The organism is Arenibacter sp. F20364 (assembly GCF_023015905.1).
In the GTDB taxonomy this organism is placed as follows: Bacteria; Bacteroidota; Bacteroidia; order Flavobacteriales; family Flavobacteriaceae; genus Arenibacter.
The window spans coordinates 137,583-161,544 of sequence record NZ_JALKBD010000012.1; the positions used below are offsets into that span (position 1 = coordinate 137,583).

The window sequence follows — 23,962 nt, forward strand, 5'->3', positions numbered from 1 at the left end:
TTTTGAAATATTTTAAACTTAAATCATTATCATGGCCATGCAGTATTCTATTTATCTTGTACTCATTCTTTTATTGGGGGTTTTGACGACATTTTCAATCTAAGAGTACCACCTCCTACCAATTGTTCGTGGTTTAATGTGTAACTCTTAATCTCATTATTATTGAAGTCTGCTGAATTTATATAACAGTTTTCGTCTCCCTTATTTTCAACTTCAACAACAATTTTTTCTCCATCATAATAATCTTTGTTCAATTCAATTTCTATGCGATTAAAACTCGAACCGGTAATTTGATAAACTGGGTTCAATTCCGCTCCCGTCATTTGAAACAACCCTATTTTCATTAAAACAGCAAGTGACCCCATCAATCCTTGATCTTCATCTCCATTATAACCACGGCTAGTTGATACCCCTTCATATACGCTCTTAACAACTTCCTTTGACCAATACTGCGTCAAATCAGGTCTTCCCAAATGTTGAAAAATAAAGGCTGTTTGTATAGAAGGCTGATTTCCATAGTTTATGGGTATACGTGAGTACTCCGGATGTTGCTCTTGGGCATGAGAAGTACCAATAGTAAACCCTAATTTTTTAGCCTCTTCAAATTGATGGTTTAGTTTGGCTATTGCTTTGTCATTTCCACCCATAAGTTTAGCAAGCCCCTCTAAATCGTGAGGCACAAACCAAGTATTTTGTGCACCGTTTGCTTCGGTAAAACCACCTCCATGCTTGTATGGATCGAAAGGCTCAAACCATTCACCCTTTTGGTTTTTTGGACGCATCCAACCTGAACTTGGGTCGTATACATTTTTGTAATTTTTAGACCGAGACATGAAGTAATCATAATCTTCTTGTTTCCCCAGTGCTTTTGCAAATTGTGCAAGGCACCAGTCTTGATAGGCATACTCCAAAGTAAGGGATGGTCCATTTTGATGAAAACCAAAGTTACCTTCTGGAATTGGATAGGGCACATAACCTTGCTCGATGTAGTACTTCAACCCACCTCCCAAATTTGTATTATGCTCATAACCGGCCTTATCCATAATTCCTCCGGGCATATGGTTTTTCTTGATTGCTTTATAGGCCATCTCAAAGTCAAATCCACGGATACCTTTCTGATATGCACCAACTATAAATGGGGTGCTGCTCGCCCCAGTCATCACATACGTATAATTTCCTCCCGCAGGACCTCTAGGCACCATTCCGCCATCCTTATAATATTGTAGAAGGGAATTGGTAAAGTCCTCGGCTATTTCTGGATAAACCAGTTGCCAAAGTGTATTAATCGTCCATTGTGCTCCCCAATAAGAATCGGAATTGTAATGATCGAACAATGGCTTTCCATTCTTGGACAGAGGGAGTTGTTTAATCTTAAACGTATCGGTTGTATTGTCGGGGTAATAGCCGTTGGCATCACTAATGGTTCGGCGACCTTGTAAAGCATGCCAAAGGTCTGTATAAAATCTTTTAGCTTGTTCTTGTGAACCTCCTTTCACTTTTATCCTACCTAATAGTTGATTCCATTCTGAGCGGGATTCTTTAACAATTTGGTCAAAATCCCAATGTGGTAACTCCTGATTCAGGTTAAATTTTGCATTTTCTAAAGAAGTGTATGAGAGCGCCACCTTCATCTTCACTTCTCCTTCCCCTTTGTCAAGTTTTATCAAAAATTTTCCATCTTCAGTTAAACTTGACATTTCCTTGACATCCCTATCCAACACTATTCTAAAAAATACCTTTGTGGGCTTGGGTCTTCTCCTGGTGGGTGCATTCGTAAGTTCCCCTTCTAAAACCCTTGGTTCAATTTGCGTTAACGATCCATCAACTATTTTTGATGGCCCCAATGGACCACTTAGATTGACTAGAATTGCACTGTTATCTGAATTATAATTATATCTATGGAATCCAACTCGTTTTGTACTGGTCAGTTCCACATCAATATCATATCTGTCAAGATAAAGTTTGTGGTAACCTGGTGAAACCTTTTCTTTAGAGTGATCGAAGGAAGAATAATAATCTTCACCCACCCTTTTCTCATCATTCTTTTCCAAATCGACAGGCATAATCGAAACTCCAGAAAGCTGCCACGCGTGAATATGACTAAGACCTTTAATGGTATCTACCTTATGGCGATAACCACTACCCCAGGCACCATCCATTTCTGTATCTGGACTTAGGTTTACCATCCCAAAAGGACGACAAGCCGAAGAGAAGAAAAACCATCTTGAATTTTCCGAATCCAGCTGTGGATATACATAATCCACATAAGCTACATCTTTCTTGTTGTCATCGCTACTTTTACAACTTACGTTTAGTATTAAAAAACAGCATGTCACTAATGAATAGAATTTCCAATTGAGAAATGTTTTCACTTTATCGTTTTTAGTATTCAAAATTTTATCTTTTTTAGTGTCAAAAAAAGGGATTTCCTTTCCTTAAACCAAAATTCAAGCTTGACTTTGTATAACAGTCACTCTGGTATCATACATGCATATCAACTTACGGCAAGTCCATTCTTTAATTTAAAATTTTGGTTCCCAGCCTGGTTCATAAGTTCTCATCCAAAGTGCCATAGCATCCCGATCGAATATTCTGCCTGTGTTTACATCCACATTGAAGCCTTTATTGATTCGATAGGATATATTGGCATAGTGCGTCAACATTTGTGAAATAGCCCCAATCGTTATTGGTGATGTCAAATACTCTTTCCCCCTGATGGCATTAAAGAAATTCACTGCATGTATAGTTGACAGGTCTCCTCCACCCCCAAGAGCGGTTCCTCCTTCGTTACCGTTGGATTTATTTTCCTTGATCAATTCTCCTTTAAGGTCATACAGTTCATATCCAGCGCGGTCTACCATTACAGAACCCTCAGAACCATAAATAAGGGTACCTCGCCCACGACCGTATTTGGAATAGCCGTTCCTACTACTTCCATCCCATTGAATAACCTTTTCATCAGCAAATACATAGGTCGCCTCCATGGTGTCGTACATTTCCCATCCGTCATCCACGAATTGCTCTTTTCCAGCGATTACATTCACATATTCCGGATATTTTACATCCAATGCCCATCGGGCTATATCCAGTTCGTGGGTTGCATTATTGCCCATTTCGGCAGTGCCATAATCCCAACCGTACCAATGCCAGTTATAATTCCATGTATCGTGAGCGTATGCTTTTCTAGGGGCGGGGCCTTGAAACAGTTCCCAGTCCAAGTCCTCTGGTGGTGTGGTCTGTACGGGAATCGGAACTTCTCCCCTCCCATTGGTATAAAAGGCTATTGCCTTGTAGGCCTTGCCAATAATGCCATTATGGATATCGTTGATGATTTCGATACTCTGAGGGGACGATCGTTGCTGATTGCCCATTTGGACTACCTTGTCATATTTCTTTTGAAACGCGACCACAATTTCATTCTCATGCGGATTATGGCTGCAGGGCTTTTCTAGATAAACGTGTTTCCCGGCCTCCATGGCCATACAAGCTCCCGGTGTGTGCCAATGGTCGGGCGTGGCCATAAAAATAGCATCCACGTCCTTGTCCTCAAGAATTTTTCTGATATCATTTTCTTGTTTGGGATTATAGGCTATTTGTTTGGAAACGTTCTCCACCGCTTTTTCCAATTGGCTGCCCCGAACATCACATAGATACTCCAAGCGCACATTGTGCTGTTTGGCCGCTATGGAAGGAATATAGGCTCCATATCGCCTTCCCAAACCTTGAAGGGCAACATGGATCCTATCATTTGCCCCTATAATATTGTTATAACTCTTGGCTGTCATGGCATTGATACTACCTGGTAGTCCCATACCAATTGCAGCGACCGTTGTTTTCTTGATAAAGTCTCTTCGCCTTCCCATAAATTAGGAAAACTTCTGTATTCATAAAAAACAAATTAAAAATGAACATTAAAAAATTATGCGTGCTCACTCTTGGCGTGCTAAACTTATTCTAGCGCTCAGATTTACAAGTCTGAAAAAGACAGTATTTACATTTAACAGATAGAAGACGATAAATCGCCTGACAAAGTCTTACATGCCGAACCACTCTAAAACGAACCATTTTTTGGACACAGGTAATTAAGGTGTTAGGCCCTTGCCCTTGTTTCTATTTTTGCCAAATGTATTTTTTATAGACCTCTTTTTTAAGACTTTATTGGAGTTACCTATTGTTTTATCTAAAACGGCTTGTTTATCCTGAACAAATTGAAACATTCCCGCCTGTATCGGACTTTTAAAGGCAATATCGGAGCTTTCGTTTTGAAACATGGGAGTTTTTAAATCCAGTTCTTTGGCGACTTCATAACCTAAGTTGAATGCCCTTTTAAATTTCTCGTCAATTTTTAAATCTTCATCCATTTTAAAATGTTTCACGAACATGCTGCTCTATATATTCCACAATTGAATTTCGATCATATAAAATTATCTTCTTCTGCGGTTGGGAAAACCTGATTTTCCCTTCATCCCTCAGTTTCTGCAAAGTAGTGGTTGATTTTATCCTAAGCTCCCGCATGCTTCCTCGCCATCAATCCATCTGTCCGGCCTTTCTTTTCTATTCGCCTCGACATGTCCGACCACCTTATCGAACAAGGCGTAGAATGCTTCTTCTTGTAAACAGACAACTTGCATAGTTTAATTTAAAAAGTGTTCTGCATAAATTATCCTTTTTCTACAGGAAGACTACTTAATTTCGACTATCCACCTATTAATTCGTTGTGAAGTATCCAGTATCAGGGGGTTTGTGCAGAATAGAGCAAAACCTTCAATTGTTTTAACATTGTTTGACCATTGTTTGACCAAAAATAAAAAAGCCGACTCCTAAAAGTCGGCTTTCCCTTTGTACAGGCGGAGAGACTCGAACTCTCACACCTTGCGGCACTAGATCCTAAGTCTGGTATATATTGCACCAATAAAACATAAATCATCTCATTTTCAATGATTTATGTTAACAATCATTTTATTTAAAGTCATTTAATATCAGTTGATTTCAATATTTGTTGTACCTATGTTGTACCCAGATTACCTAATAAATTAGTAACTTTATGACGGTTTTCATACCAAATGTTGTACCTGATTTGACTTTCGGACTCAAAACAGGTATTCAATGTCAACAAGTGCAAAAATTATTCTTCGTAAAAAGCCTAATTCGAAAGGCCTATATCCGCTTGCTATTAGGATAACTAAAGACCGTCGTTCAACATATAAACACATAGGTCATTATATTGAATTAGAGGACTGGGACACAAAAAATCTTAAAGTAAAGAAATCACATCCTAACGCGGAAAGCTTAAACAATCTATTGACTTCAAAACTTTCAGAAGCTAGAAAAGGTTTAATCGTTTTACAGACCAACAATAAGGATGCTACGGTACGTCAAATTAAAAAAGAAATTTATAAGCCAACTTCTAAACTCACTTTCTTTGATTTTGCAGACGAACATCTTGAAGCCCTTGTGGCAGAAAATAAAATCAATCGTCATTCAACGGATTCTGCTTGGCTCAGTTATATTGAAAAATATTGCAAAGCCAGGCAACTTACTTTTCAAGAAATAGATGAACGCTTCCTCAAAAAGTTTAAAATCTACCTTAAGGGCTCTTGTTTAATTACTGAAACTACTGCTATGAATGTTATGGTTTTGATTCGATTACTCTTTAATCGGGCAATAAAGGACAAGGTAATAAGTAAGGAACTTTATCCGTTCGGTACAGGCAAATTTAAAATCAAGTTTCCCGAAACTACCAAAACAGGACTAACTGGCAAAGAAATACAAGCCCTTGAAAATGTATCTGAACTCTCCGAAATGGAAGAACATTCGCTAAATGTTTGGCTTTTTAGTTTCTATTTTGCCGGAATGCGTGTGTCTGACGTTTTGTTTACAAGGTGGTCCCAAATTTATGATGGCAGATTACATTATAGAATGGGAAAGAACTCCAAGTTGCTATCATTGAAAATACCAAGTAAGGTTGAAAAAATCTTATTAGAATACATTTCGGATAGAAAAAGTAATGATGATTTTGTGTTCCCAGAAATGAAAAAAGCAGATTTAACCGATGCAAAGGATATTTATAGAAAAAAGAAGGTGGCAAATAAAAAGTTCAACGACCATCTAAAGAAAATTACGAAAAGAGCCGGCATTCAAAAAAAGGTAACGATGCATATTGCTCGTCATTCGTTTGGCAATATTGCCGCAGATAATATTCATCCCCTAATGCTTCAAAAGTTGTATCGTCATACAGATTTAAAAACTACCATTAACTATCAAGCCAACTTTATTCACAAAGATGCCGATGACGCTTTGGATAGTGTGGTCAATTTTTAATTTCACTCCATTATATAATTATATTTTTTGAGCTGACAACCCTAGCTAAAGTGCCTGTTTAATGATAATTAATGGTTCGTTCAAAAGTTCATTTGCAAAATTAAAATATTGTTAATCCCAATAAAAATTGTTAAAATTTTATACCTTTGCATTATCAATGAAGCAAATTTTTCATAAAATATCATCCTTTTTGATGGCTATTGTAGTGCTTTTTTCTACAATGTCATTTACTGTTGATATGCATTATTGTGGAGATAATTTAGTTGAAACTGCCATATTCCACAAAGCAAAAGGTTGCGGTATGGAAATGGAAAACCCTTCAACTGAAGGATGTTCTGTTAAGGTAAAAGATTGTTGTTCTGACGAACAGTTGATAGTTGATGGTCAAGATGAATTAAACATATCTTTTGACACACTATCTTTTGACCAACAATTATTTGTTGCTTCATTTGTTTACACTTATATCAACCTTTTTGAAAGTTTAGATAAAAAGGTTGTCTCCTACGAAGAATATAGGCCTCCTCTCGTTGTCAGGCAAATCTACAAGCTAGACGAGACATATTTAATTTGATTTTTAAGCAATAGACTTTTTTATCCAGTGGATGTTTTCCATTAGGATAATCCTTTGTATTCGGTGTTTTCTTAACGCCATTGTCTAATTGTTTAATTATCAAGCTAATGCTAAACAAAAGCATAAAATTTCTAATAGAAAACAAACTTGTTGCAGTATTACTACTCGTTCTATTCATAGGATGGGGAATAGTAAATGCACCTTTTAATTGGGATACTGGTTTTTTACCATCCAATCCTGTAGCTGTGGATGCCATACCCGATATTGGTGAAAATCAGCAAATCGTTTTTACTAAATGGGATGGTCGTTCTCCACAGGATATAGAGGACCAAATAACGTACCCATTAACAACATCGCTTCTAGGTATCCCAGGAGTGAAAACCATCCGTAGCTCGTCAATGTTCGGGTTTTCGAGCATCTATATCATCTTTGAAGAGGATATAGAGTTCTATTGGAGTCGTAGCCGTATTCTCGAAAAGCTAAATTCATTGCCGAGTGGATTACTTCCAGAGGGAGTTAACCCAGCTTTGGGGCCAGATGCAACGGGCTTGGGACAAATATTTTGGTACACACTAGAAGGTCGTGACGAAAATGGAAAAGTTACTGGTGGATGGGATTTACACGAATTAAGAAGCATTCAAGACTACTACGTAAAATATGCTTTGTCGTCCGCAAGTGGCGTGTCAGAAGTAGCATCTATCGGTGGTTATGTTCAGGAATACCAAGTAGATGTTAATCCAGAATTGATGCGTCAATATAATATTGGCTTACATCACGTTGTAAAAGCCGTAAAAGAAAGTAATAAAGATATTGGTGCTCAGACCTTAGAAATAAATAAGGCCGAATACTTGGTACGTGGCTTGGGTTATGTCAAGTCTATTGCTGATATAGAAAATGCCGTCGTCACATCAGAAGATTACACAGCAATTAAAATAAAAGATATTGGTAAAGTGTCTTTAGGTCCAGCAACTCGTAGAGGAATATTAGACAAAGAAGGTGCGGAAGTTGTAGGAGCAGTTGTAGTAGCTCGATATGGTGCAAATCCGATGGAAGTCATTAATAATGTTAAAGAAAAAATAAATGAATTAAGTCCTGGATTACCGTCGAAAGTATTGAGTGATGGAAGAACCTCGCAAGTAACCATTGTACCTTTTTATGATAGAACAGAACTTATACAAGAAACACTTGGAACACTTAACGAAGCACTGACTTTAGAAATACTAATTACCATTTTGGTAATCATTATTATGGTATTTAATCTTCGTGCTTCGGTTCTAATATCCGGGCTTCTACCTGTAGCAGTTCTAATGGTATTTATTGCGATGAAACTCTTTGGAGTTGATGCGAACATTGTTGCATTATCAGGTATTGCTATAGCAATTGGCACAATGGTAGATGTTGGTGTTATACTCTCCGAAAATATTATAAGGCACTTGGATGAAAATAATGAAAAAGCACCAATAAACACAGTAGTTTATAATGCTACTGCCGAAGTATCTGGAGCAATTGTAACAGCAGTAATGACCACTATTATTAGTTTTATTCCTGTATTTACAATGATTGGTGCGGAAGGAAAATTATTTAGACCGTTGGCATTTACAAAAACATTTGCTTTAACGGCATCCATCATTGTGGCGTTGTTTCTAATTCCACCATTTGCGGCGTTCTTATTTAGAAAAAAGAGTATAAAAAAGACATCTGGTTATATAATCAATGGTCTTTTGGTCGCTCTCGGTATTGTTGCAATAATCTTTGGTTATTGGCTAGGACTAATTCTAATTGCATTTGGAGTTACTACCCTACTAAAAATGCAGGATAAAATAACAGAAAAACGAGCCAATCTTTTAAATATTGGAGTTTCTGCATTAGCAATAGTTTTTCTTTTAGCAGAATATTGGCGACCACTAGGTGTAGATAGAAGCATTTTTTGGAATCTCATTTTTGTTGGACTTATTTGTTTTGGGTTATTAGGAGCATTCACTGTATTTAGAAACTATTACACACGAATCTTAAGATGGGCTTTAGCTAATAAATTACTATTCCTATCTATTCCAACCCTTATCGTCGTAGCTGGTTTTTCCATTATGAAAAATACAGGAAAAGAATTTATGCCATCACTAAATGAGGGTTCATTCCTACTGATGCCAACTTCTATGCCCCACGCAGGAGTTGAAGAAAACAAACGAATTTTACAACAGTTGGATATGGCTGTAGCCAGTATTCCAGAAATCAAAACCGTTGTTGGTAAGTCAGGTAGAACAGAATCAGCTTTAGACCCTGCTCCTTTATCAATGTATGAAAATGTTATTCAGTACAAACCAGAATATGCATTGAATGAAGAAGGAAATCGTCAACGCTATAAAGTAAATGATGATGGATTATTTGAATTGAAGGACGGACGATTTATTGCAAATCCTAATAATTCTGAAAACGTTGCTTTCAGTACATTCGACAGCTCACAATTAATCGAAGATAGCAATGGCGAATTCTACCGAAACTGGCGACCAGAAATAAATTCTCCTGACGATATATGGAAAGAAATAGTAAAAGTAACCAAGCTACCAGGTGTAACTTCAGCACCTAAATTGCAACCGATTGAAACCCGATTGGTAATGCTTCAAACAGGAATGCGTGCTCCTATGGGAATTAAAGTAAAAGGGCAAGATTTAAAGCAAATTGAAGCTTTTGGAATTCAATTAGAAGATATTTTAAAGCAAGCTGAAGGCGTTAAAGTCGAAGCTGTTTTTGCAGACAGGATAGTTGGAAAACCTTATTTATTAATTGATATACATAGGGAAAAACTGGCTCGTTATGGTATATCTATAGATGATGTTCAAAATGTGCTGAAAGTTGCTGTAGGCGGAATGGTGTTAACGCAAACGGTTGAAGGTCGTGAACGATATGGAGTTCGTGTACGCTACCCAAGAGAATTGCGAGCCAACCCGAACGATTTAAAACAAATTTACGTACCTGTCGAAAAAGGAAGCCCCGTTCCATTGAGCGAATTGGCATCCATTCGATACGAACAAGGTCCGCAAGTCATAAAAAGTGAAGACACCTTTTTAGTGGGCTACGTACTGTTCGACAAATTAGATGGTTTTGCAGAAGTTAATGTGGTTGAAAATGCCCAAGCTCTAATTCAAGAAAAGATAGATTCTGGGGAATTAATTGTACCTAAAGGTATTAATTACCAATTCACGGGTACGTATGAAAATCAATTACGGGCAGAGGCAACATTATCCGTGGTAGTACCTTTAGCCTTACTCATTATCTTCTTGATTTTATATTTCCAGTTCCGTTCGGTAGCCACTTCATTAATGGTTTTTACAGGAATTGCCGTAGCGTTTGCAGGAGGTTTTGTAATGATTTGGTTGTATGGACAAGATTGGTTTTTAAACTTCAATTTTTTCGGAGAGAATTTACGAGACCTATTTCAAATGCATACGATTAATTTAAGTGTTGCTGTTTGGGTTGGTTTCATCGCCTTATTTGGTATAGCAACAGATGATGGTGTGGTTATGGCAACCTATTTAACCCAAACCTTTGATAGAAATACACCTGAAACAAAACAGGAAATAAGAGCATCTGTTGTTGAAGCTGGAGAAAAACGTATTCGTCCTTGCCTGATGACCACAGCTACCACCATATTGGCATTATTGCCAATTTTAACATCAACTGGTCGAGGAAGTGATATTATGATTCCTATGGCAATACCAAGTTTTGGAGGTATGGTCATCGCTCTAATCACATTATTTGTTGTTCCTGTTCTATATAGTTGGAAACAAGAAGTACAACTTAAAAAAATAGCGAAATGAAGAAAATAATTTTAATAGCGATTGGGCTTTTAACATTTGGTTTTTCAAATGCCCAACAATTGGAAACTCTCATTGAGGAGGCATTGAAAAACAGTCCCGAAATTCAAAAATTTGAATTGCAATATAGTATTGTTTCTGAAAAAGTAAATGAAGTAAACACGATTCCAAATACTGAATTTGGAGTTGGATACTTTGTTAGTGAACCGGAGACAAGAACAGGGGCTCAACGCTTTAAAGTATCAGCAAAACAAATGTTACCCTGGTTTGGTTCGATAACTGCTAGGGAAAACTATGTGAACTCATTGGCCGATGCCAAATATGAGGACATTGTTATTGCCAAAAGAAAATTAATCGCTACCGTATCGCAATCCTACTACAATTTGTATGCGAACAAAGCAAAGCAAAAGGTATTAGTGCAAAATATTGAATTGCTCGAAACCTATGAGACTTTGGCATTGACTTCTGTAGAAGTTGGCAAAGCTTCAGCTGTGGACGTATTGCGATTACAAATGCGTCAAAATGAGTTGGAACAATTAAAGGAAGTATTAGCTCAACAATATTTGGCAGAACAAACGGCTCTCAATAAACTTTTGAACCGTGATAAGGATATTGCTGTGAATGTAGTTCAAGAATTAACCATTCCTTCTGAAACCACTTTGATAAATACAGAAAACTTATCCCTGCATCCAGAATTGATAAAATATGACAAACTCTACCAATCTGTTGAGCAGTCAGAATTATTGAATCAAAAAGAAAGCCTTCCTATGATTGGTTTTGGTTTGGATTATGTCAACGTTGACAAGCGACCTAATATGAATTTTAGTGATAACGGAAAAGACATTGTAATGCCAATGGTATCAGTATCAATTCCAATTTTCAACAAAAAATACAAATCTCAAACCAAGCAGAATGAGTTTAAACAGCAGGAAATAACTGCACAGAAACAAGAACGATTGAACAAATTGGAAACTGTATTAGATAAAGCCGTAAACGATAGAATCTCAGCAAGAATAAGCAATGAGACTCAATTGAAGAATTTGGAGCAAGCCAATGATGCTGAAGAAATTTTAATCAAAAGCTATGAAACTGGAACAATTGATTTTAACGATGTTCTGGACATTCAGGAACTACAATTAAAGTTCCAAATGAACCAAATAGAATCGGTGAAAACCTTCTATGTTCAAACAACAATAATCAATTACTTAAGTAACTAAAAACAAGTATAATTTAAAATTAATAACAATGAAAAAAGTAAGATTAACAACAATTATGGTAATGGCATTTATAAGCATATCGGCTATGTCTTGTAAAGATGCGAAAACAGAAAACAGTACCAATTCTGAAATGAGTACTGAGGAAGACCATTCAAAAATGAACCACGATAATTCCGATGGTCACCACGATGTGGATAAAAAGGAAATGGCAATGAACGGAGATGGAAATTCTCAAACAATATTAAATGACTATTTCAACTTAAAGGATGCCTTGGTGGCAGATGATAATGCCAAAGCTAAAGAATTGGGTGCAACCCTCGCAACATCATTAGGAAAGCTTGACATTTCAAAATATACGGATGCCCAGCAATCAGAATTAAAGGACATTATGGAAGATGCTATCGAGCACGCGAAACATATCAGTGAAAGTGATATTAAACACCAACGCGAGCATTTTAAAGTTTTGAGCAAGGATGTTACTGATATGATAGCTATCACGGGAACACAAGTGAAAATATACGAACAATTTTGCCCAATGTATGATGGCGGTACAGCTTGGTTGAGTACAAAGGAAGAAGTACGCAACCCATATTATGGAAGCCAGATGTTGAAATGTGGTAAAGTACAGCGAGAAATTAACTAAATGAAAATTGTAAAAATCATAGCACTGATTTTATTGGCTGGATTTGTGGGTATTCAGTTTGTGCCCACAGACCTCAATCAAAGTGATACTGTGCCAAAAACTGACTTCTTGTTGGTAAACAACACCCAAGAAAGCATAAGCGCACTATTACAAGAGTCCTGCTATGATTGTCATAGTAATAACACAGAATACCCTTGGTATAATAAGGTACAACCTGTTGCTTGGTTTTTAGAAGACCATATTAATGAAGGAAAGGAAGAATTGAATTTCAATGAATGGGATGCGTATTCCAACCGAAGAAAAAACAGCAAACTAAAGTCAATAATTAGTCAGGTTAAAGATGATGAGATGCCACTAGCATCTTACACCTTGATTCACAAGGATGCTAAGTTGTCCAATTCTGAAAAGACCTTGATTATTGATTATATGAAGAACCTAAAAGAAAAATTAAAATAAAGCCCTGATATGGGAAGGAAATACTGGTTGGTTAATAGCCCTTCCCATTTCAGGCACTATAAAAAGTATTATGAAACAAACCCTTAACATAAAGAATATGGTATGTGACAGATGCAAATCAACTGTATTACGGGAGTTGGAAGCATTGGGTTGTGACATAAAAACGGTTGAGCTTGGACAAATTGTTCTAAACAAAAAGACAGGCATCCAAACATTAGAATTAGAAAAAGTGCTGAGCAAACACGGTTTTGAAATCATAAAGGATGAAACAGAAATATTGATAGAGGAAATAAAAATTGCGCTCATAAAAAAAATCGAAAATCAGGACAATGCAAACCTTTCATCTTTTTTGACCAAAAGGTTTAATAATTCTTATTCGGCTTTAAGCAAACTGTTCAGCAAAACTGAAGGTGTAACGATTGAAAAATATGAAATCAATTTAAAGATTGAAAAGGTAAAAGAACTGATACAGTTGAGGCAATTAAATTTTTCTGAAATAGCCTACAGCTTGAATTACAATAATAGTAGCCATTTGGCAAGACAGTTTAAAAATGTAACAGGAATGTCAATGACGACATTTAAAAATCTACAAAAATGGAACAGAAAATCCATAGACCAAATTGTGTAAGGATTATCCAGAATTGTACAAATGAAGGTGCGTTGCAGAAATTAATTTTGTGTAATAATCATTAAAAAAAATGAACAATGACACATACATATAACATAACAGGAATGACCTGCGGAGGCTGTAAAGCATCCGTAGAAAAATATTTGGGTAATGTGGACAACGTTACCAACGTTTCTGTTAACCTTGAAAAAGCCGAAGCTGAAGTTACAATGAGTAGCCACGTTGCTACGGAAGCCCTTAAAAAAGCGTTACCTGAAAAATATACTCTTTCAGAAAAGGATAACAAAAACGTTTTTCAGATGACATCCCAATCCTTGGATGCCACTGAGCAAAAATCAAAACTGCAACAATTACAGCCCTTGTTGCTCATCCTTTTTTACATTGCAACTGCGAGTATTTTGTTGCATTATAAGAATTGGGATGGTAATGCCGTAATGCTGGATTTTATGGGTTTGTTTTTCATAGTGTTCAGTTTCTTCAAGATGCTCGATTTAAAGAATTTCCCAGAATCCTTCAGAATGTATGACCCATTGGCAAAACGGGTTTCAATATATGGCTGGATATATCCATTCATCGAAACTGTTCTCGGGCTGATGTTCTTAATGCGTTTTGAAATTGAAATTGCTCTTATAGCCACACTTATAATATTAAGTATTACAACGATTGGTGTTACTAAAACGCTTCTGGATAAAAAATCAATTCGTTGTGCTTGTCTCGGAACGGCGCTAAAATTGCCAATGACTGAAGCCACATTTATAGAAAATGCCATTATGATTGTGATGGCGATTGTAATGTTAACCCAAATTATATAAAAGATGAAATCACATACACTTTGGATGATATTAGGTTGTGTACTTCCGTTGCTACTCATTTTTATTGCACCAAGTATAGGAATGGGCGAAAACGTTTCCTTGTTCATTTTTATAATTCTAATGTTCGGATGTCATCTGTTAATGCCGCATCACAAGCATAATCACGATAAAGAAAACAACAATAAACCACAATTATGAAAACAATCAACATCAAAAAATTAGGATTGGCCACAGGCCTAACTGGAGCATTGCTCTATTTGGGTTGTATGGTGGTAATGTTTACGGTTGGCCGTGAAGGGTCTGTAAAATTCTTCAATAGCCTACTGCACGGACTGGATGTATCGACTGTAATTAGGATGGATATTCCACTTTGGGAAGCTTGTCTAGGAATTGTTCAAACGTTCATTTTGGGTTGGTTAATCGGTGCCTGTATTGCATCGCTTTATAATTGGCAAATAAAGAAATAAGATGAAAAATATATTAGTACCCACGGATTTTTCAGATAACTGCAATAAAGCAGCAGAATTGGCTATAGAAATGGCGGCACTTTTTAATGCAGAAATCCATTTTTTGCATCAAATAAGTACAGTAGTTAACTGGACAAAATTAACCAAGACCCAGGAGCAAAACTACCCTGATACCCTTGCAGCAATTGGCATAGCTAAAAGTAAATTGAGGGCTTTGGACAAAGAAGCTGAAGGTAAAGGTTTAAAGTCAAGGACGTTTTTAGAATTTATTACTGACGAAGATGCAATTGTAGCCCATTCTCACAACTTTAATCACGATTTCATTATTACCGGAAGTAAAGGCATACAAAATGGGTTTTTAAAGAAATTGTTAGGAAGCAATGCCCAAAAAATCATTCGGAAAGCAAGAGTACCAATTTTGGTTGTAAAAGAAGATACAGTAGCCTTTCCTTTTAAGGATATCGTATTTGTGTCTGATTTTAAGGAAGATATATCCAATGCCTTTATTGAGTTAAAAAGCATAGCCAAAAAGTGTAATGCCAAAATCCATTTGTTGAACATTAACACCACATCAGATTTTAATAGTGTTGAAAATGGATTGCAACCCATCAAAGAGTTTTTAACGCACTTCCCAAAATTGGAAAACTATGCAATGCACGTCTATAATGAATCTACCGTATTAGGTGGTATTGAAAAATTTGAAGGTTCAAATAATGTGGATTTAATAGCAATGTATACCCATAGTAGAAAAGGATTTGCAAGTGTCTTTTCAAAGAGTATTGCTGAGAGTGTTACTAATCATTCAAAAAAACCTGTAATGACAGTACATCTTTAAAATGGAAAAAGCAATCAATATCATAAAGTATTCAGGCGAGGTTCAAGCATTCAATATCGAAAAGCTAAAACGCTCTTTAAGGCATTCCAAAGCAAGTGAAAAACTTGTGCAAGAAATCGCCCAAGAAGTTCAGGAGCAATTAACTGAAGGAATGACAACCAAACGGATTTATGAAATAGCTTATAAGATGTTGAAACGCAAATCAAAATCAGGTTCTGCTAGATACAAACTCAAAAAAGCCATTATGGAATTTGGTCCAACTGGCTATCCTTTTGAGAAATATATTGGTAAAATCCTCGAATATGAAGGCTTCAATACAGATGTAGGTGTCGTTATGCAAGGTCATTGTGTAACCCACGAAGTAGATGTAGCTGCTTTGAAAGCTAACGAACATTATTTAGTGGAATGTAAGTTCCATAGCGACCAAGGTAGAAATTGCAATGTAAAAATACCTCTTTACATACAGTCCAGGTTTAAGGATTTAGAAACTCAATGGTTAAAGCAAAATGACCATTCACTAAAATTTCATAAAGGCTGGGTTTATACCAATACAAGGTTCTCAACCGATGCTATACAATTTGGCGAATGTTCAGGGCTTGGATTAGTAAGTTGGGATTATCCCGAAAAAAACAGCCTTAAAAGTAAAATTGATGGTTCAAGATTGTACCCGATTACGGCTTTACCTTCCTTAAGTAAGCAGGAAAAACAAAAGATACTAAACAAAGGCATTGTGCTTTGTAGAGAGGTTTGCGATAATCCAAAACTATTGGATGATTTGGGTATGGCATCATCCAAAAAGAAAAACATTCTTAAAGAAGCTAATGAATTATGTAACCATTAAAACAAAATGAAAAGCAATAAAATCATAAAAACAAATTGGTGTGTTATTACTGGCGGTCCAAGTACTGGCAAAACTACCACTATCAATATGCTTGCCGAACGAGGATATGAAACCACCATTGAACACGCAAGGCATTATATAGATACAATGCGTGTAAAGGGACAGACTGTTGAAGAATTGCGAAGCAATAAACGAGAGTTTCAACTTGGTGTTTTAGATATGCAAATCGAGCAGGAAGCATCGATAAACCCTAAAGATTTAGTTTTTTTGGACAGGGCAATCCCTGATGCATTGGCGTACTATCGGTTTTTAAAATTAGAAGTTGACGAAATTTTAAAAGAAGCAATGCGTAAAGTGAATTACAAAAAGGTTTTTGTTCTAGACAAACTGCCTTTAATCAACGACTATGCTCGATTGGAAAGTGAAAACGACCAAAATCAAATACACAATCTTATAACTGAAGTGTATGAATCATTACCGTTTCCAGTAGTACACGTCCCTGTATTACCACCATTGAAACGAGTGAATTTTATATTGAACAGCATTAAAAACAATTAAAATGGAACATCACGAACACCATAACCACGAAAACCATTCCAAGGAGAAAGTAGAAATGGACCATAGTAAAATGGACCATTCTGGTCATAATCCTGCTCACGGAGAAATGGGTCACGACCATCACAAAATGATGATAGAAGATTTTAAGCGAAGATTTTGGGTGTCCACAATTTTGACGATACCGATTCTTCTATTATCGCCAATGATACAGAATTGGTTAGGAGTGGACTGGAATTTCACAGGCAGTAATTATGTACTGTTCGCTTTATCGAGTATTGTTTACTTCTACGGTGGATGGCCATTTTTAAAAGGTTTGGTGAGTGAGTTAAAGAAGAAGTCAGCAGGAATGATGACACTTATTGCCGTAGCAATTTCGGCAGCATATTTTTATAGTGTTGCGGTCATTTTTGGGTTCGAGGGCAAAACGTTTTTTTGGGAATTAGCAACACTTATTGACGTAATGCTAATTGGTCATTGGCTAGAAATGCGTTCTATTTTGGGTGCAAGTAAAGCCTTAGAAGCATTGGCAGCATTAATGCCTAATGAAGCTAATTTGGTAGATGGTAGCCAAACTCGAAAAGTAAAAATAAGCGAACTAAACGAAGGAGATATCATCCTTATCAAACCAGGAGAAAAAGTACCAGCTGATGGAATAATTGTAGACGGAAAAAGTGACCTTAATGAAAGTATGCTTACTGGTGAAAGTAAGCCTGTAAGCAAAAGTGTTGATGAAGAAGTAATTGGTGGTGCTATTAATGGCAATGGGGTCATTAAAGTAAAAGTAAAAGGTATTGGAGAGGAAACCTATTTATCCAAAGTGATAAATATGGTTCAGACGGCTCAAAAGCAAAAGTCTAAAACACAACGTTTAGCAGACGTAGCTGCAAAATGGCTTACTGTAATTGCATTAGTATTAGGTTTTGGTACATTCTTTACGTGGTTGGCTTTAGGAGAAACAGTATCATTTGCCTTAGAACGTATGGTAACTGTTATGGTTATCTGTTGTCCACACGCTTTAGGTCTGGCTGTACCTCTAGTAGCTGCTATATCTACTAGTATTTCGGCAAAAAATGGATTATTGATTCGTAATAGAACAGCTTTTGAAGCATCTCGCAAAATATCGACCATAGTATTCGACAAAACTGGAACACTTACCAAGGGTTCACACGAAGTAGTACGTATTGTTCCATTATCATCAGACTACGATAAAACAGAACTCTTAAAGTATGCGACGGCTGTTGAAAGCCCTTCCGAACATCATATTTCCAAAGGTTTAAGAAGAAAGGCAAAAGAAGAAAATATTAAGATTCCTTCTGTAACCGATTTCAAGTACAACGCAGGCGTTGGTGTTAGTGGAACGGTCAATGGGAAGAAAGTACAGGCAGGTGGTTATGTGCTAATGGAACAATTGAACAAGAGTGTTGCTGAAGATAAATACGAGGGCATTGAAACCAAAATCTTTACCATAGTAGATGATGAAGTGATAGGCTTTGTAACCTTCGCAGATGAAATCAGGGAGAGTTCTTATGAAGCTATCAAAATCCTCCAAAAAAACAATATAAAAGTGTCTTTACTTACTGGCGATAATGAGAGAGTAGCAAAAGATGTAGCTGATAAATTAGGACTTGATGATTATATGGCTGAAGTATTACCAGACCAGAAACAAGACAAAATAATAGAATTGCAAGCAATGGACGAATTTGTGGCAATGACAGGTGACGGTGTAAACGATGCACCTGCTTTAGCACAGGCAGATGTAGGTATTGCCATTGGTTCAGGAACAGATGTAGCGGCCGAAACTGCGGATATAGTACTAGTGGACAGCAACCCAAAAGACATTGCCAACTTGATATTATTTGGTAAGGCCACCTATCGCAAAATGGTTCAGAATCTGGTTTGGGCAACAGGTTACAATATTGTGGCTTTGCCCTTAGCAACGGGGTTCATTCCTGGACTTATGATAAGCCCAGCATTTGGAGCTGCACTAATGAGTATCAGTACTATAATCTGTGCTATAAATGCACAATTATTAAAAGGAAACCTTAAGACAAAAACGACATAATGAAAAAACTAACCTTATTAATTGCAATAGCACTTCTAATAGTGAGTTGCAAAAACGAAAAGACAACTTCTGAAGAACAAAAGCACAATCATAATGTTTCAACTGAAAAAGTTGAACAATCAAAAAAGAAGCCTTTAAGTCCTCATACCGAAACGATGGCAATGATTGGTGATGCACATATTCACATAGACTATTCATCACCTGGAGTTAGAGATAGAATAATTTTCGGCGGTTTATTGGCATACGACCAAGTATGGCAAGCAGGAGCACATATGGCAACTTGGATAGAGACCAATAAGGACTTACGAATTAAAGGTAAAACACTTCCTGCTGGTAAGTATGGATTCTTTACAATTCCTTCAAAAGATGAGTGGACAATCATATTTAATTCTAATTGGGAGCAGCACGGTAAAGATGAATATGATGAAAAAGATGATGTTATTAGGTTTAAAGTAAAACCTACTTTTTCTGAAGAAATAAAGGAACATTTAGAATACAAAGTCGATAAAGTTGATGACGCCGAAGGGAAAATAAATTTGTCTTGGGAAAAAGTTTCAATTGACTTCAATTTTAAAGTAGAACAATAGATGGTAAATAGGCACACAGCACAAAAAATTAGAAAAGTACACCGCTATTTGGGTCTCTTTTTAGGGATTCAATTCCTGTTTTGGACAATTAGTGGAATGTATTTCAGCTGGACAAATATCGATGATATACACGGTGACCACTTTAAAAATTTAGAGTATCAGCCCAAAGCGTTTAACAATCTTATAAGTCCATCACTGCTTAATGTTTCAGAAGGCGTTAATACCATTGCCTTAAGAGACATTGATAACGTGCCATATTATTGGGTAAATGGCAAGCAACTTTATAATGCTATTGATGGAAGTCTAAAAAATAAAATCACAAAAGACGAGGCACTTTATATCGCTAAAAACAATATGAAAGGCGGTCTAGAGGTAAATGCTATTGAGCAAATTAATGAGGTTGACAAACATCACGAATATAGAGAAAAGCTTTTGCCAGCTTTTGTGATTTCATATAAAACAGACGAAGCTCTCAAAGCCTACGTATCAATTAAAGATGGAAAATTTCAGACCGTAAGACATCGCAGTTGGCGATGGTTTGACTTTTTATGGATGACCCACACAATGGATTACGATGGTAGGGATAATTTCAATACTACGGTCTTAAGGGCCTTCTCCCTCTTAGGGTTGATTACAGTATTAAGTGGCTTCTTATTATGGTACACATCGTCACCTTCAATTAGAAAATTATTAAAACGAAAAAAAACAAAGAAATGAAGAAATACGCAATTTACATTGGATTAGTAGTCATAGGATTACTGTTGGGGTGGTTATTTTTTGGTAACTCATCAAACAAAGAAGCAGAACATAATCACAATGAAGTGGCAGACGCCAATCAAATGTGGACCTGCTCAATGCACCCACAAATTATGCAACCTGAACCTGGTGATTGTCCTATCTGCGGGATGGATTTAATTCCCGCCGAAAGTAGTGCAGATGGTTTGTTGGCAGACCAATTCAAACTAACGGAAAATGCTATGGCTTTGGCTAATGTGCAGACATCCATAGTAGGTAATGGTAGTGTGGAAAATAACGCCATAAAGTTATCAGGAAAAATAGTTGAAAATGAAGAATCCAACGCTGTACAAGTGAGCTATTTTTCCGGAAGAATAGAACGTTTGAACGTGAGCTTTACTGGAGAAGAAATTCGTAAAGGGCAATTGTTAGCTACTATTTACTCGCCTGAATTATATGCAGCACAACAAGAGTTGATTACGGCAGCTTCATTAAAAGAATCACAACCAGCGCTATACAAGGCGGTCAGAAATAAATTGAAACTCTGGAAATTATCCGAGAATCAAATAAATAAAATTGAAACTTCTGGTAAGGTGTTAGAAAACTTTCCTGTATATGCTACGGTTTCTGGTACAGTATCAGAAAAATTAGTAGAACAAGGTGATTATATAAAGCAAGGCCAGCCGCTATTAAAAATAGCGAAATTAAACACTGTTTGGGCAAATTTCGATGTCTATGAAAATCAGATTGATTTGTTCAAAAAAGGTCAAAATGTAATTATTACCTCCAATGCCTATCCCAACAAAGAATTTAAAGGCAAAGTATCATTTATTGACCCAGTATTAGACACGCGAACACGAACGGTAAAATTAAGGGTGGTATTAAACAATAAAGATGACCTATTTAAACCTGGGATGTTTGTTGAGGGTAAAATTGATGGTGTTTCTTCAACCAAAGAGCAGCTACTAAATATTCCATCAACGGCAGTTTTATGGACTGGAGAACGTTCAGTAGTGTATGTAAAAAGCAGTCCTGATGAACCAATTTTTGAAATGCAAGAAGTAAAGTTGGGTAATAGCATCGGAGATAGTTATGAGGTATTAAATGGTTTGGAGAATGGTGATGAGATAGTCACTAATGGAACTTTTACTATCGATGCAGCGGCTCAATTGCAGGGTAAAAAATCAATGATGAACAAGGAAGGCGGAAAAGTAATGACCGGACACGAAGGACATTTAGGGATGCAAGAAACAACTTCAGGCGAAGATAGTAATCACTCAGAAATGAGTGAGAGGATAAAAGTCTCTGTAGATTTTCAAAATCAATTGAAAACGTTTTTTAATAATTATTTAGGTGTAAAGGATGCATTGGTAAAAGATGATTCAAAGAAAGTAGCTGACGATGCAAAGGAACTACTCAATAAATTGAATCAGATTGATATGAAATTATTGAAAGACAACAGTGCTCATAATCACTGGATGAAGTTGGAAAAAGAACTAAAATCTTCAACTAAATCTATTGCAGAAGCCTCGGATATAAAAGAACAGAGAAATCATTTTAAGCATCTATCATCACATTTGGGCAGTGCGATACAGTTATTTGGTGTCAACGAAAAGGTATACAATCAATTTTGCCCAATGGCAGATAACAACAAAGGCGCTTATTGGCTGAGCAAAGAAGAAAAAGTATTAAATCCATATTTCGGTGATGCAATGCTGACCTGCGGAGAGGTAAAACAAGTAATAGACTAATCAACCATTTAGCACAAAACTATTGTATTATGAGAACTCATATTATTTCAACAGGCGGTACGATTGAAGGTCTTGATTATGAAAACCTTAATCAAAAACAAACGACTACAGTTGCAATTGACGATATACTTTCCAACGCCCGAGTTGCATTAAAATATACTATTGAAAAAATTCTAAACAAAGATAGTCGGTTTATTAATGATGATGACAGAGAACTAATAGCCGAAAAAATAAAATCTAATGACTCAGACAAAATATTATTGACTCACGGTACTATTACAATGGTTGAAACCGCTCAGTTTTTAGGTAGGCTTGCCCTCAATAAAACAATTGTACTCACTGGCGCATTTATTTTGGGAACAAAAAAGAATACCGATGCTCCTTTCAATTTGGGGTTTGCTCTTTCTGCGCTTCAGATTCTAGAACCAGGAGTATATATCGCTATGAACGGAGCAATTTTTAATTGGGATAATGTGAAAAAAAATAATCAGAACAATCGATTTGAAACCATATAAGGTTCGGTATGCACTATGTTTGGAACCTCGATACATTGGACAACTTTTTTCTATCTTTTATTAGATACTGTCATTGTATTGTTTACGCTATATTATTCTACTCGAAAGGATTCTAGCGGATATAAAAGATTTTTTTATCTAGGCATCCTGTTTATAACATACAATCTAACAGGTGGATTCTTACCTATTGAAAATTTTCCAGGACCTTTTATTCTTCAATATGTCATAACATATGGTGTTGCCATAGCGCTCTGTGTTTATATCGTTTACTATTTGTACAAGGAATATGATATTGTGGTTTTAAAGTATAATTCTTCTATCCGAAATTTAGCAATTTTAGTCTCGGTAAGTTTTATCATCCTCTTTTTAATTCCATACTTCTACACATCTTCCTTGAAGTCTTCAAGACTGCTTTTTACCATACCAATTTCGATAATCGCTTTTTTATTTTTAGGGATGTTTTACGAGAGGATTTCTAATCCGAGTAACCCAAATGAATATATTTTACGACGTAACAGATTATCAATGGTTAGTGTGGCCAGTATTGCTTTATTACCTGTATTGACATTTATTGGAGATTACCAATGGTTGACTTTTACAGTTATGAATGCATCTTTTTACGCAATTACTATTATTGAGATAGATAGGCATATTTATTTTTTAGAAAATAAAACTAAAATGTATGAAGTATTTGCAATGAGCAAAGAACAGGCAATCAATTCAGCCGATGTGAAAATTATTTATGAAAATTTGACAAGAAGAGAAATAGAGATTACCTTGTCAATTCTCGGTAACCTTAGTTATAAACAAATCGCCAAGGATTTATTTATTGCAGAAAGTACCGTATCCAAACACGCCTCTAACATCTACAAAAAAACGGGTGCAAAGAATAGAAGACAATTTATTTCTCGCTACCGAAAAAAGTCTAAATAGCGTTATTCCTAGCTTGACAACAATTAGCGTAGGAATATACGGCTTATTCCGTATATATCTACGGAATAAAATGTCTTTCTTTCAAAATTATGTTATTACATTTCATTAGTTCTTTAGCCGCCCTGGCTATTTCGGAGTGATGGTGCCACCTGTTTCGGTCAAACAGTGCCACTTTGAAAGATCTTTCAATAATACAAAAAAAATGTGTTAAGCGTTTT

The 23,962-nt window shown here is 36.3% G+C and carries 22 protein-coding genes; 19 read left to right on the forward strand and 3 right to left on the reverse strand.

Annotated features, from left to right (window positions below; all coding sequences use genetic code 11):
* Nucleotides 1-62 precede the first annotated feature (62 nt).
* From MWU84_RS12000 to MWU84_RS12010, 3 genes are all read right to left on the reverse strand, one after another.
* Nucleotides 63-2,372: a GH92 family glycosyl hydrolase gene (locus MWU84_RS12000; RefSeq protein WP_246901724.1), complete on the reverse strand. Its 2,310-nt coding sequence runs from the start codon at nt 2,370-2,372 to the stop codon at nt 63-65.
* Between the two features lie 150 nt (nt 2,373-2,522).
* Nucleotides 2,523-3,863, reverse strand: a complete 1,341-nt coding sequence (locus tag MWU84_RS12005; RefSeq protein ID WP_246901725.1) for a Gfo/Idh/MocA family oxidoreductase — start codon at nt 3,861-3,863, stop codon at nt 2,523-2,525.
* Nucleotides 3,864-4,082: 219 nt separating this feature from the next.
* A complete protein-coding gene (locus MWU84_RS12010) occupies nt 4,083-4,361 on the reverse strand; it encodes a hypothetical protein (RefSeq protein WP_246901726.1) in 279 nt (92 codons plus the stop codon).
* A 745-nt stretch (nt 4,362-5,106) separates the two neighbouring features.
* On the opposite strand from MWU84_RS12010, the gene MWU84_RS12015 reads away from it, so the two are divergent.
* The 19 genes from MWU84_RS12015 (at nt 5,107) to MWU84_RS12105 (ending at nt 23,744) form a co-directional block, all read left to right on the forward strand.
* Nucleotides 5,107-6,321, forward strand: a complete 1,215-nt coding sequence (locus tag MWU84_RS12015; RefSeq protein ID WP_246901727.1) for a site-specific integrase — start codon at nt 5,107-5,109, stop codon at nt 6,319-6,321.
* Nucleotides 6,322-6,514: 193 nt separating this feature from the next.
* Nucleotides 6,515-6,892 carry a hypothetical protein gene (locus MWU84_RS12020; RefSeq protein WP_246901745.1) on the forward strand — a complete coding sequence of 126 codons (378 nt, stop codon included), beginning with the start codon at nt 6,515-6,517 and terminating at the stop codon, nt 6,890-6,892.
* A 107-nt stretch (nt 6,893-6,999) separates the two neighbouring features.
* On the forward strand, nt 7,000-10,707 hold the full coding sequence (locus tag MWU84_RS12025) for an efflux RND transporter permease subunit (protein ID WP_246901728.1): 3,708 nt from the start codon (nt 7,000-7,002) through the stop codon (nt 10,705-10,707).
* Nucleotides 10,704-11,921: a TolC family protein gene (locus MWU84_RS12030; protein ID WP_246901729.1), complete on the forward strand. Its 1,218-nt coding sequence runs from the start codon at nt 10,704-10,706 to the stop codon at nt 11,919-11,921. The genes MWU84_RS12025 and MWU84_RS12030 overlap by 4 nt, the downstream gene beginning before the upstream one ends.
* 28 nt (nt 11,922-11,949) lie before the next feature.
* Nucleotides 11,950-12,564: a DUF3347 domain-containing protein gene (locus MWU84_RS12035; RefSeq protein WP_246901730.1), complete on the forward strand. Its 615-nt coding sequence runs from the start codon at nt 11,950-11,952 to the stop codon at nt 12,562-12,564.
* The gene (locus MWU84_RS12040) at nt 12,565-13,020 is read left to right on the forward strand and encodes a heme-binding domain-containing protein (RefSeq protein ID WP_246901731.1); all 456 of its coding nucleotides are present in this window, start codon (nt 12,565-12,567) and stop codon (nt 13,018-13,020) included. It begins immediately after the preceding gene.
* A 70-nt stretch (nt 13,021-13,090) separates the two neighbouring features.
* Nucleotides 13,091-13,648, forward strand: coding sequence for an AraC family transcriptional regulator (locus MWU84_RS12045; protein ID WP_246901732.1), 558 nt, complete (start codon nt 13,091-13,093; stop codon nt 13,646-13,648).
* 77 nt (nt 13,649-13,725) lie between these two features.
* Nucleotides 13,726-14,460, forward strand: a complete 735-nt coding sequence (locus MWU84_RS12050) for a MauE/DoxX family redox-associated membrane protein (protein WP_246901733.1) — start codon at nt 13,726-13,728, stop codon at nt 14,458-14,460.
* Between the two features lie 3 nt (nt 14,461-14,463).
* Nucleotides 14,464-14,658 (forward strand): hypothetical protein, encoded by a 195-nt coding sequence (locus MWU84_RS12055; protein ID WP_123897393.1) that lies wholly within the window; start codon nt 14,464-14,466, stop codon nt 14,656-14,658.
* Nucleotides 14,655-14,927, forward strand: a complete 273-nt coding sequence (locus MWU84_RS12060) for a DUF5676 family membrane protein (protein ID WP_246901734.1) — start codon at nt 14,655-14,657, stop codon at nt 14,925-14,927. Before MWU84_RS12055 ends, MWU84_RS12060 begins: the two co-directional genes overlap by 4 nt.
* 1 nt (nt 14,928) lies before the next feature.
* On the forward strand, nt 14,929-15,762 hold the full coding sequence (locus MWU84_RS12065) for a universal stress protein (protein WP_246901735.1): 834 nt from the start codon (nt 14,929-14,931) through the stop codon (nt 15,760-15,762).
* 1 nt (nt 15,763) lies between these two features.
* The gene (locus MWU84_RS12070; RefSeq protein WP_246901736.1) at nt 15,764-16,603 is read left to right on the forward strand and encodes an ATP cone domain-containing protein; all 840 of its coding nucleotides are present in this window, start codon (nt 15,764-15,766) and stop codon (nt 16,601-16,603) included.
* Nucleotides 16,604-16,609: 6 nt separating this feature from the next.
* Nucleotides 16,610-17,161, forward strand: coding sequence for an ATP-binding protein (locus tag MWU84_RS12075; protein ID WP_246901737.1), 552 nt, complete (start codon nt 16,610-16,612; stop codon nt 17,159-17,161).
* Between the two features lies 1 nt (nt 17,162).
* The gene (locus tag MWU84_RS12080) at nt 17,163-19,223 is read left to right on the forward strand and encodes a copper-translocating P-type ATPase (protein ID WP_246901738.1); all 2,061 of its coding nucleotides are present in this window, start codon (nt 17,163-17,165) and stop codon (nt 19,221-19,223) included.
* Nucleotides 19,223-19,810 carry a DUF2911 domain-containing protein gene (locus tag MWU84_RS12085; RefSeq protein ID WP_246901739.1) on the forward strand — a complete coding sequence of 196 codons (588 nt, stop codon included), beginning with the start codon at nt 19,223-19,225 and terminating at the stop codon, nt 19,808-19,810. Before MWU84_RS12080 ends, MWU84_RS12085 begins: the two co-directional genes overlap by 1 nt.
* Complete coding sequence (locus MWU84_RS12090; protein ID WP_246901740.1) at nt 19,811-20,527, forward strand: PepSY domain-containing protein; 717 nt, start codon at nt 19,811-19,813, stop codon at nt 20,525-20,527.
* Nucleotides 20,524-22,296, forward strand: coding sequence for an efflux RND transporter periplasmic adaptor subunit (locus tag MWU84_RS12095; protein ID WP_246901741.1), 1,773 nt, complete (start codon nt 20,524-20,526; stop codon nt 22,294-22,296). Before MWU84_RS12090 ends, MWU84_RS12095 begins: the two co-directional genes overlap by 4 nt.
* A gap of 29 nt (nt 22,297-22,325) precedes the next feature.
* Nucleotides 22,326-22,811 carry an asparaginase domain-containing protein gene (locus MWU84_RS12100; RefSeq protein WP_246901742.1) on the forward strand — a complete coding sequence of 162 codons (486 nt, stop codon included), beginning with the start codon at nt 22,326-22,328 and terminating at the stop codon, nt 22,809-22,811.
* A gap of 15 nt (nt 22,812-22,826) precedes the next feature.
* The gene (locus MWU84_RS12105; RefSeq protein ID WP_246901743.1) at nt 22,827-23,744 is read left to right on the forward strand and encodes a helix-turn-helix transcriptional regulator; all 918 of its coding nucleotides are present in this window, start codon (nt 22,827-22,829) and stop codon (nt 23,742-23,744) included.
* Nucleotides 23,745-23,962 lie beyond the last annotated feature (218 nt).

Coding starts and splice junctions, on each gene's coding strand:
- MWU84_RS12005 (WP_246901725.1), bottom strand. CDS start 3,863: ATGGGAAGGCGAAGAGACTTTATCAAGAAAACAACGGTCGCTGCAATT.
- MWU84_RS12010 (WP_246901726.1), bottom strand. CDS start 4,361: ATGGATGAAGATTTAAAAATTGACGAGAAATTTAAAAGGGCATTCAAC.
- MWU84_RS12015 (WP_246901727.1), top strand. CDS start 5,107: ATGTCAACAAGTGCAAAAATTATTCTTCGTAAAAAGCCTAATTCGAAA.
- MWU84_RS12020 (WP_246901745.1), top strand. CDS start 6,515: ATGGCTATTGTAGTGCTTTTTTCTACAATGTCATTTACTGTTGATATG.
- MWU84_RS12025 (WP_246901728.1), top strand. CDS start 7,000: ATGCTAAACAAAAGCATAAAATTTCTAATAGAAAACAAACTTGTTGCA.
- MWU84_RS12030 (WP_246901729.1), top strand. CDS start 10,704: ATGAAGAAAATAATTTTAATAGCGATTGGGCTTTTAACATTTGGTTTT.
- MWU84_RS12035 (WP_246901730.1), top strand. CDS start 11,950: ATGAAAAAAGTAAGATTAACAACAATTATGGTAATGGCATTTATAAGC.
- MWU84_RS12040 (WP_246901731.1), top strand. CDS start 12,565: ATGAAAATTGTAAAAATCATAGCACTGATTTTATTGGCTGGATTTGTG.
- MWU84_RS12045 (WP_246901732.1), top strand. CDS start 13,091: ATGAAACAAACCCTTAACATAAAGAATATGGTATGTGACAGATGCAAA.
- MWU84_RS12050 (WP_246901733.1), top strand. CDS start 13,726: ATGACACATACATATAACATAACAGGAATGACCTGCGGAGGCTGTAAA.
- MWU84_RS12055 (WP_123897393.1), top strand. CDS start 14,464: ATGAAATCACATACACTTTGGATGATATTAGGTTGTGTACTTCCGTTG.
- MWU84_RS12060 (WP_246901734.1), top strand. CDS start 14,655: ATGAAAACAATCAACATCAAAAAATTAGGATTGGCCACAGGCCTAACT.
- MWU84_RS12065 (WP_246901735.1), top strand. CDS start 14,929: ATGAAAAATATATTAGTACCCACGGATTTTTCAGATAACTGCAATAAA.
- MWU84_RS12070 (WP_246901736.1), top strand. CDS start 15,764: ATGGAAAAAGCAATCAATATCATAAAGTATTCAGGCGAGGTTCAAGCA.
- MWU84_RS12075 (WP_246901737.1), top strand. CDS start 16,610: ATGAAAAGCAATAAAATCATAAAAACAAATTGGTGTGTTATTACTGGC.
- MWU84_RS12080 (WP_246901738.1), top strand. CDS start 17,163: ATGGAACATCACGAACACCATAACCACGAAAACCATTCCAAGGAGAAA.
- MWU84_RS12085 (WP_246901739.1), top strand. CDS start 19,223: ATGAAAAAACTAACCTTATTAATTGCAATAGCACTTCTAATAGTGAGT.
- MWU84_RS12090 (WP_246901740.1), top strand. CDS start 19,811: ATGGTAAATAGGCACACAGCACAAAAAATTAGAAAAGTACACCGCTAT.
- MWU84_RS12095 (WP_246901741.1), top strand. CDS start 20,524: ATGAAGAAATACGCAATTTACATTGGATTAGTAGTCATAGGATTACTG.
- MWU84_RS12100 (WP_246901742.1), top strand. CDS start 22,326: ATGAGAACTCATATTATTTCAACAGGCGGTACGATTGAAGGTCTTGAT.
- MWU84_RS12105 (WP_246901743.1), top strand. CDS start 22,827: ATGTTTGGAACCTCGATACATTGGACAACTTTTTTCTATCTTTTATTA.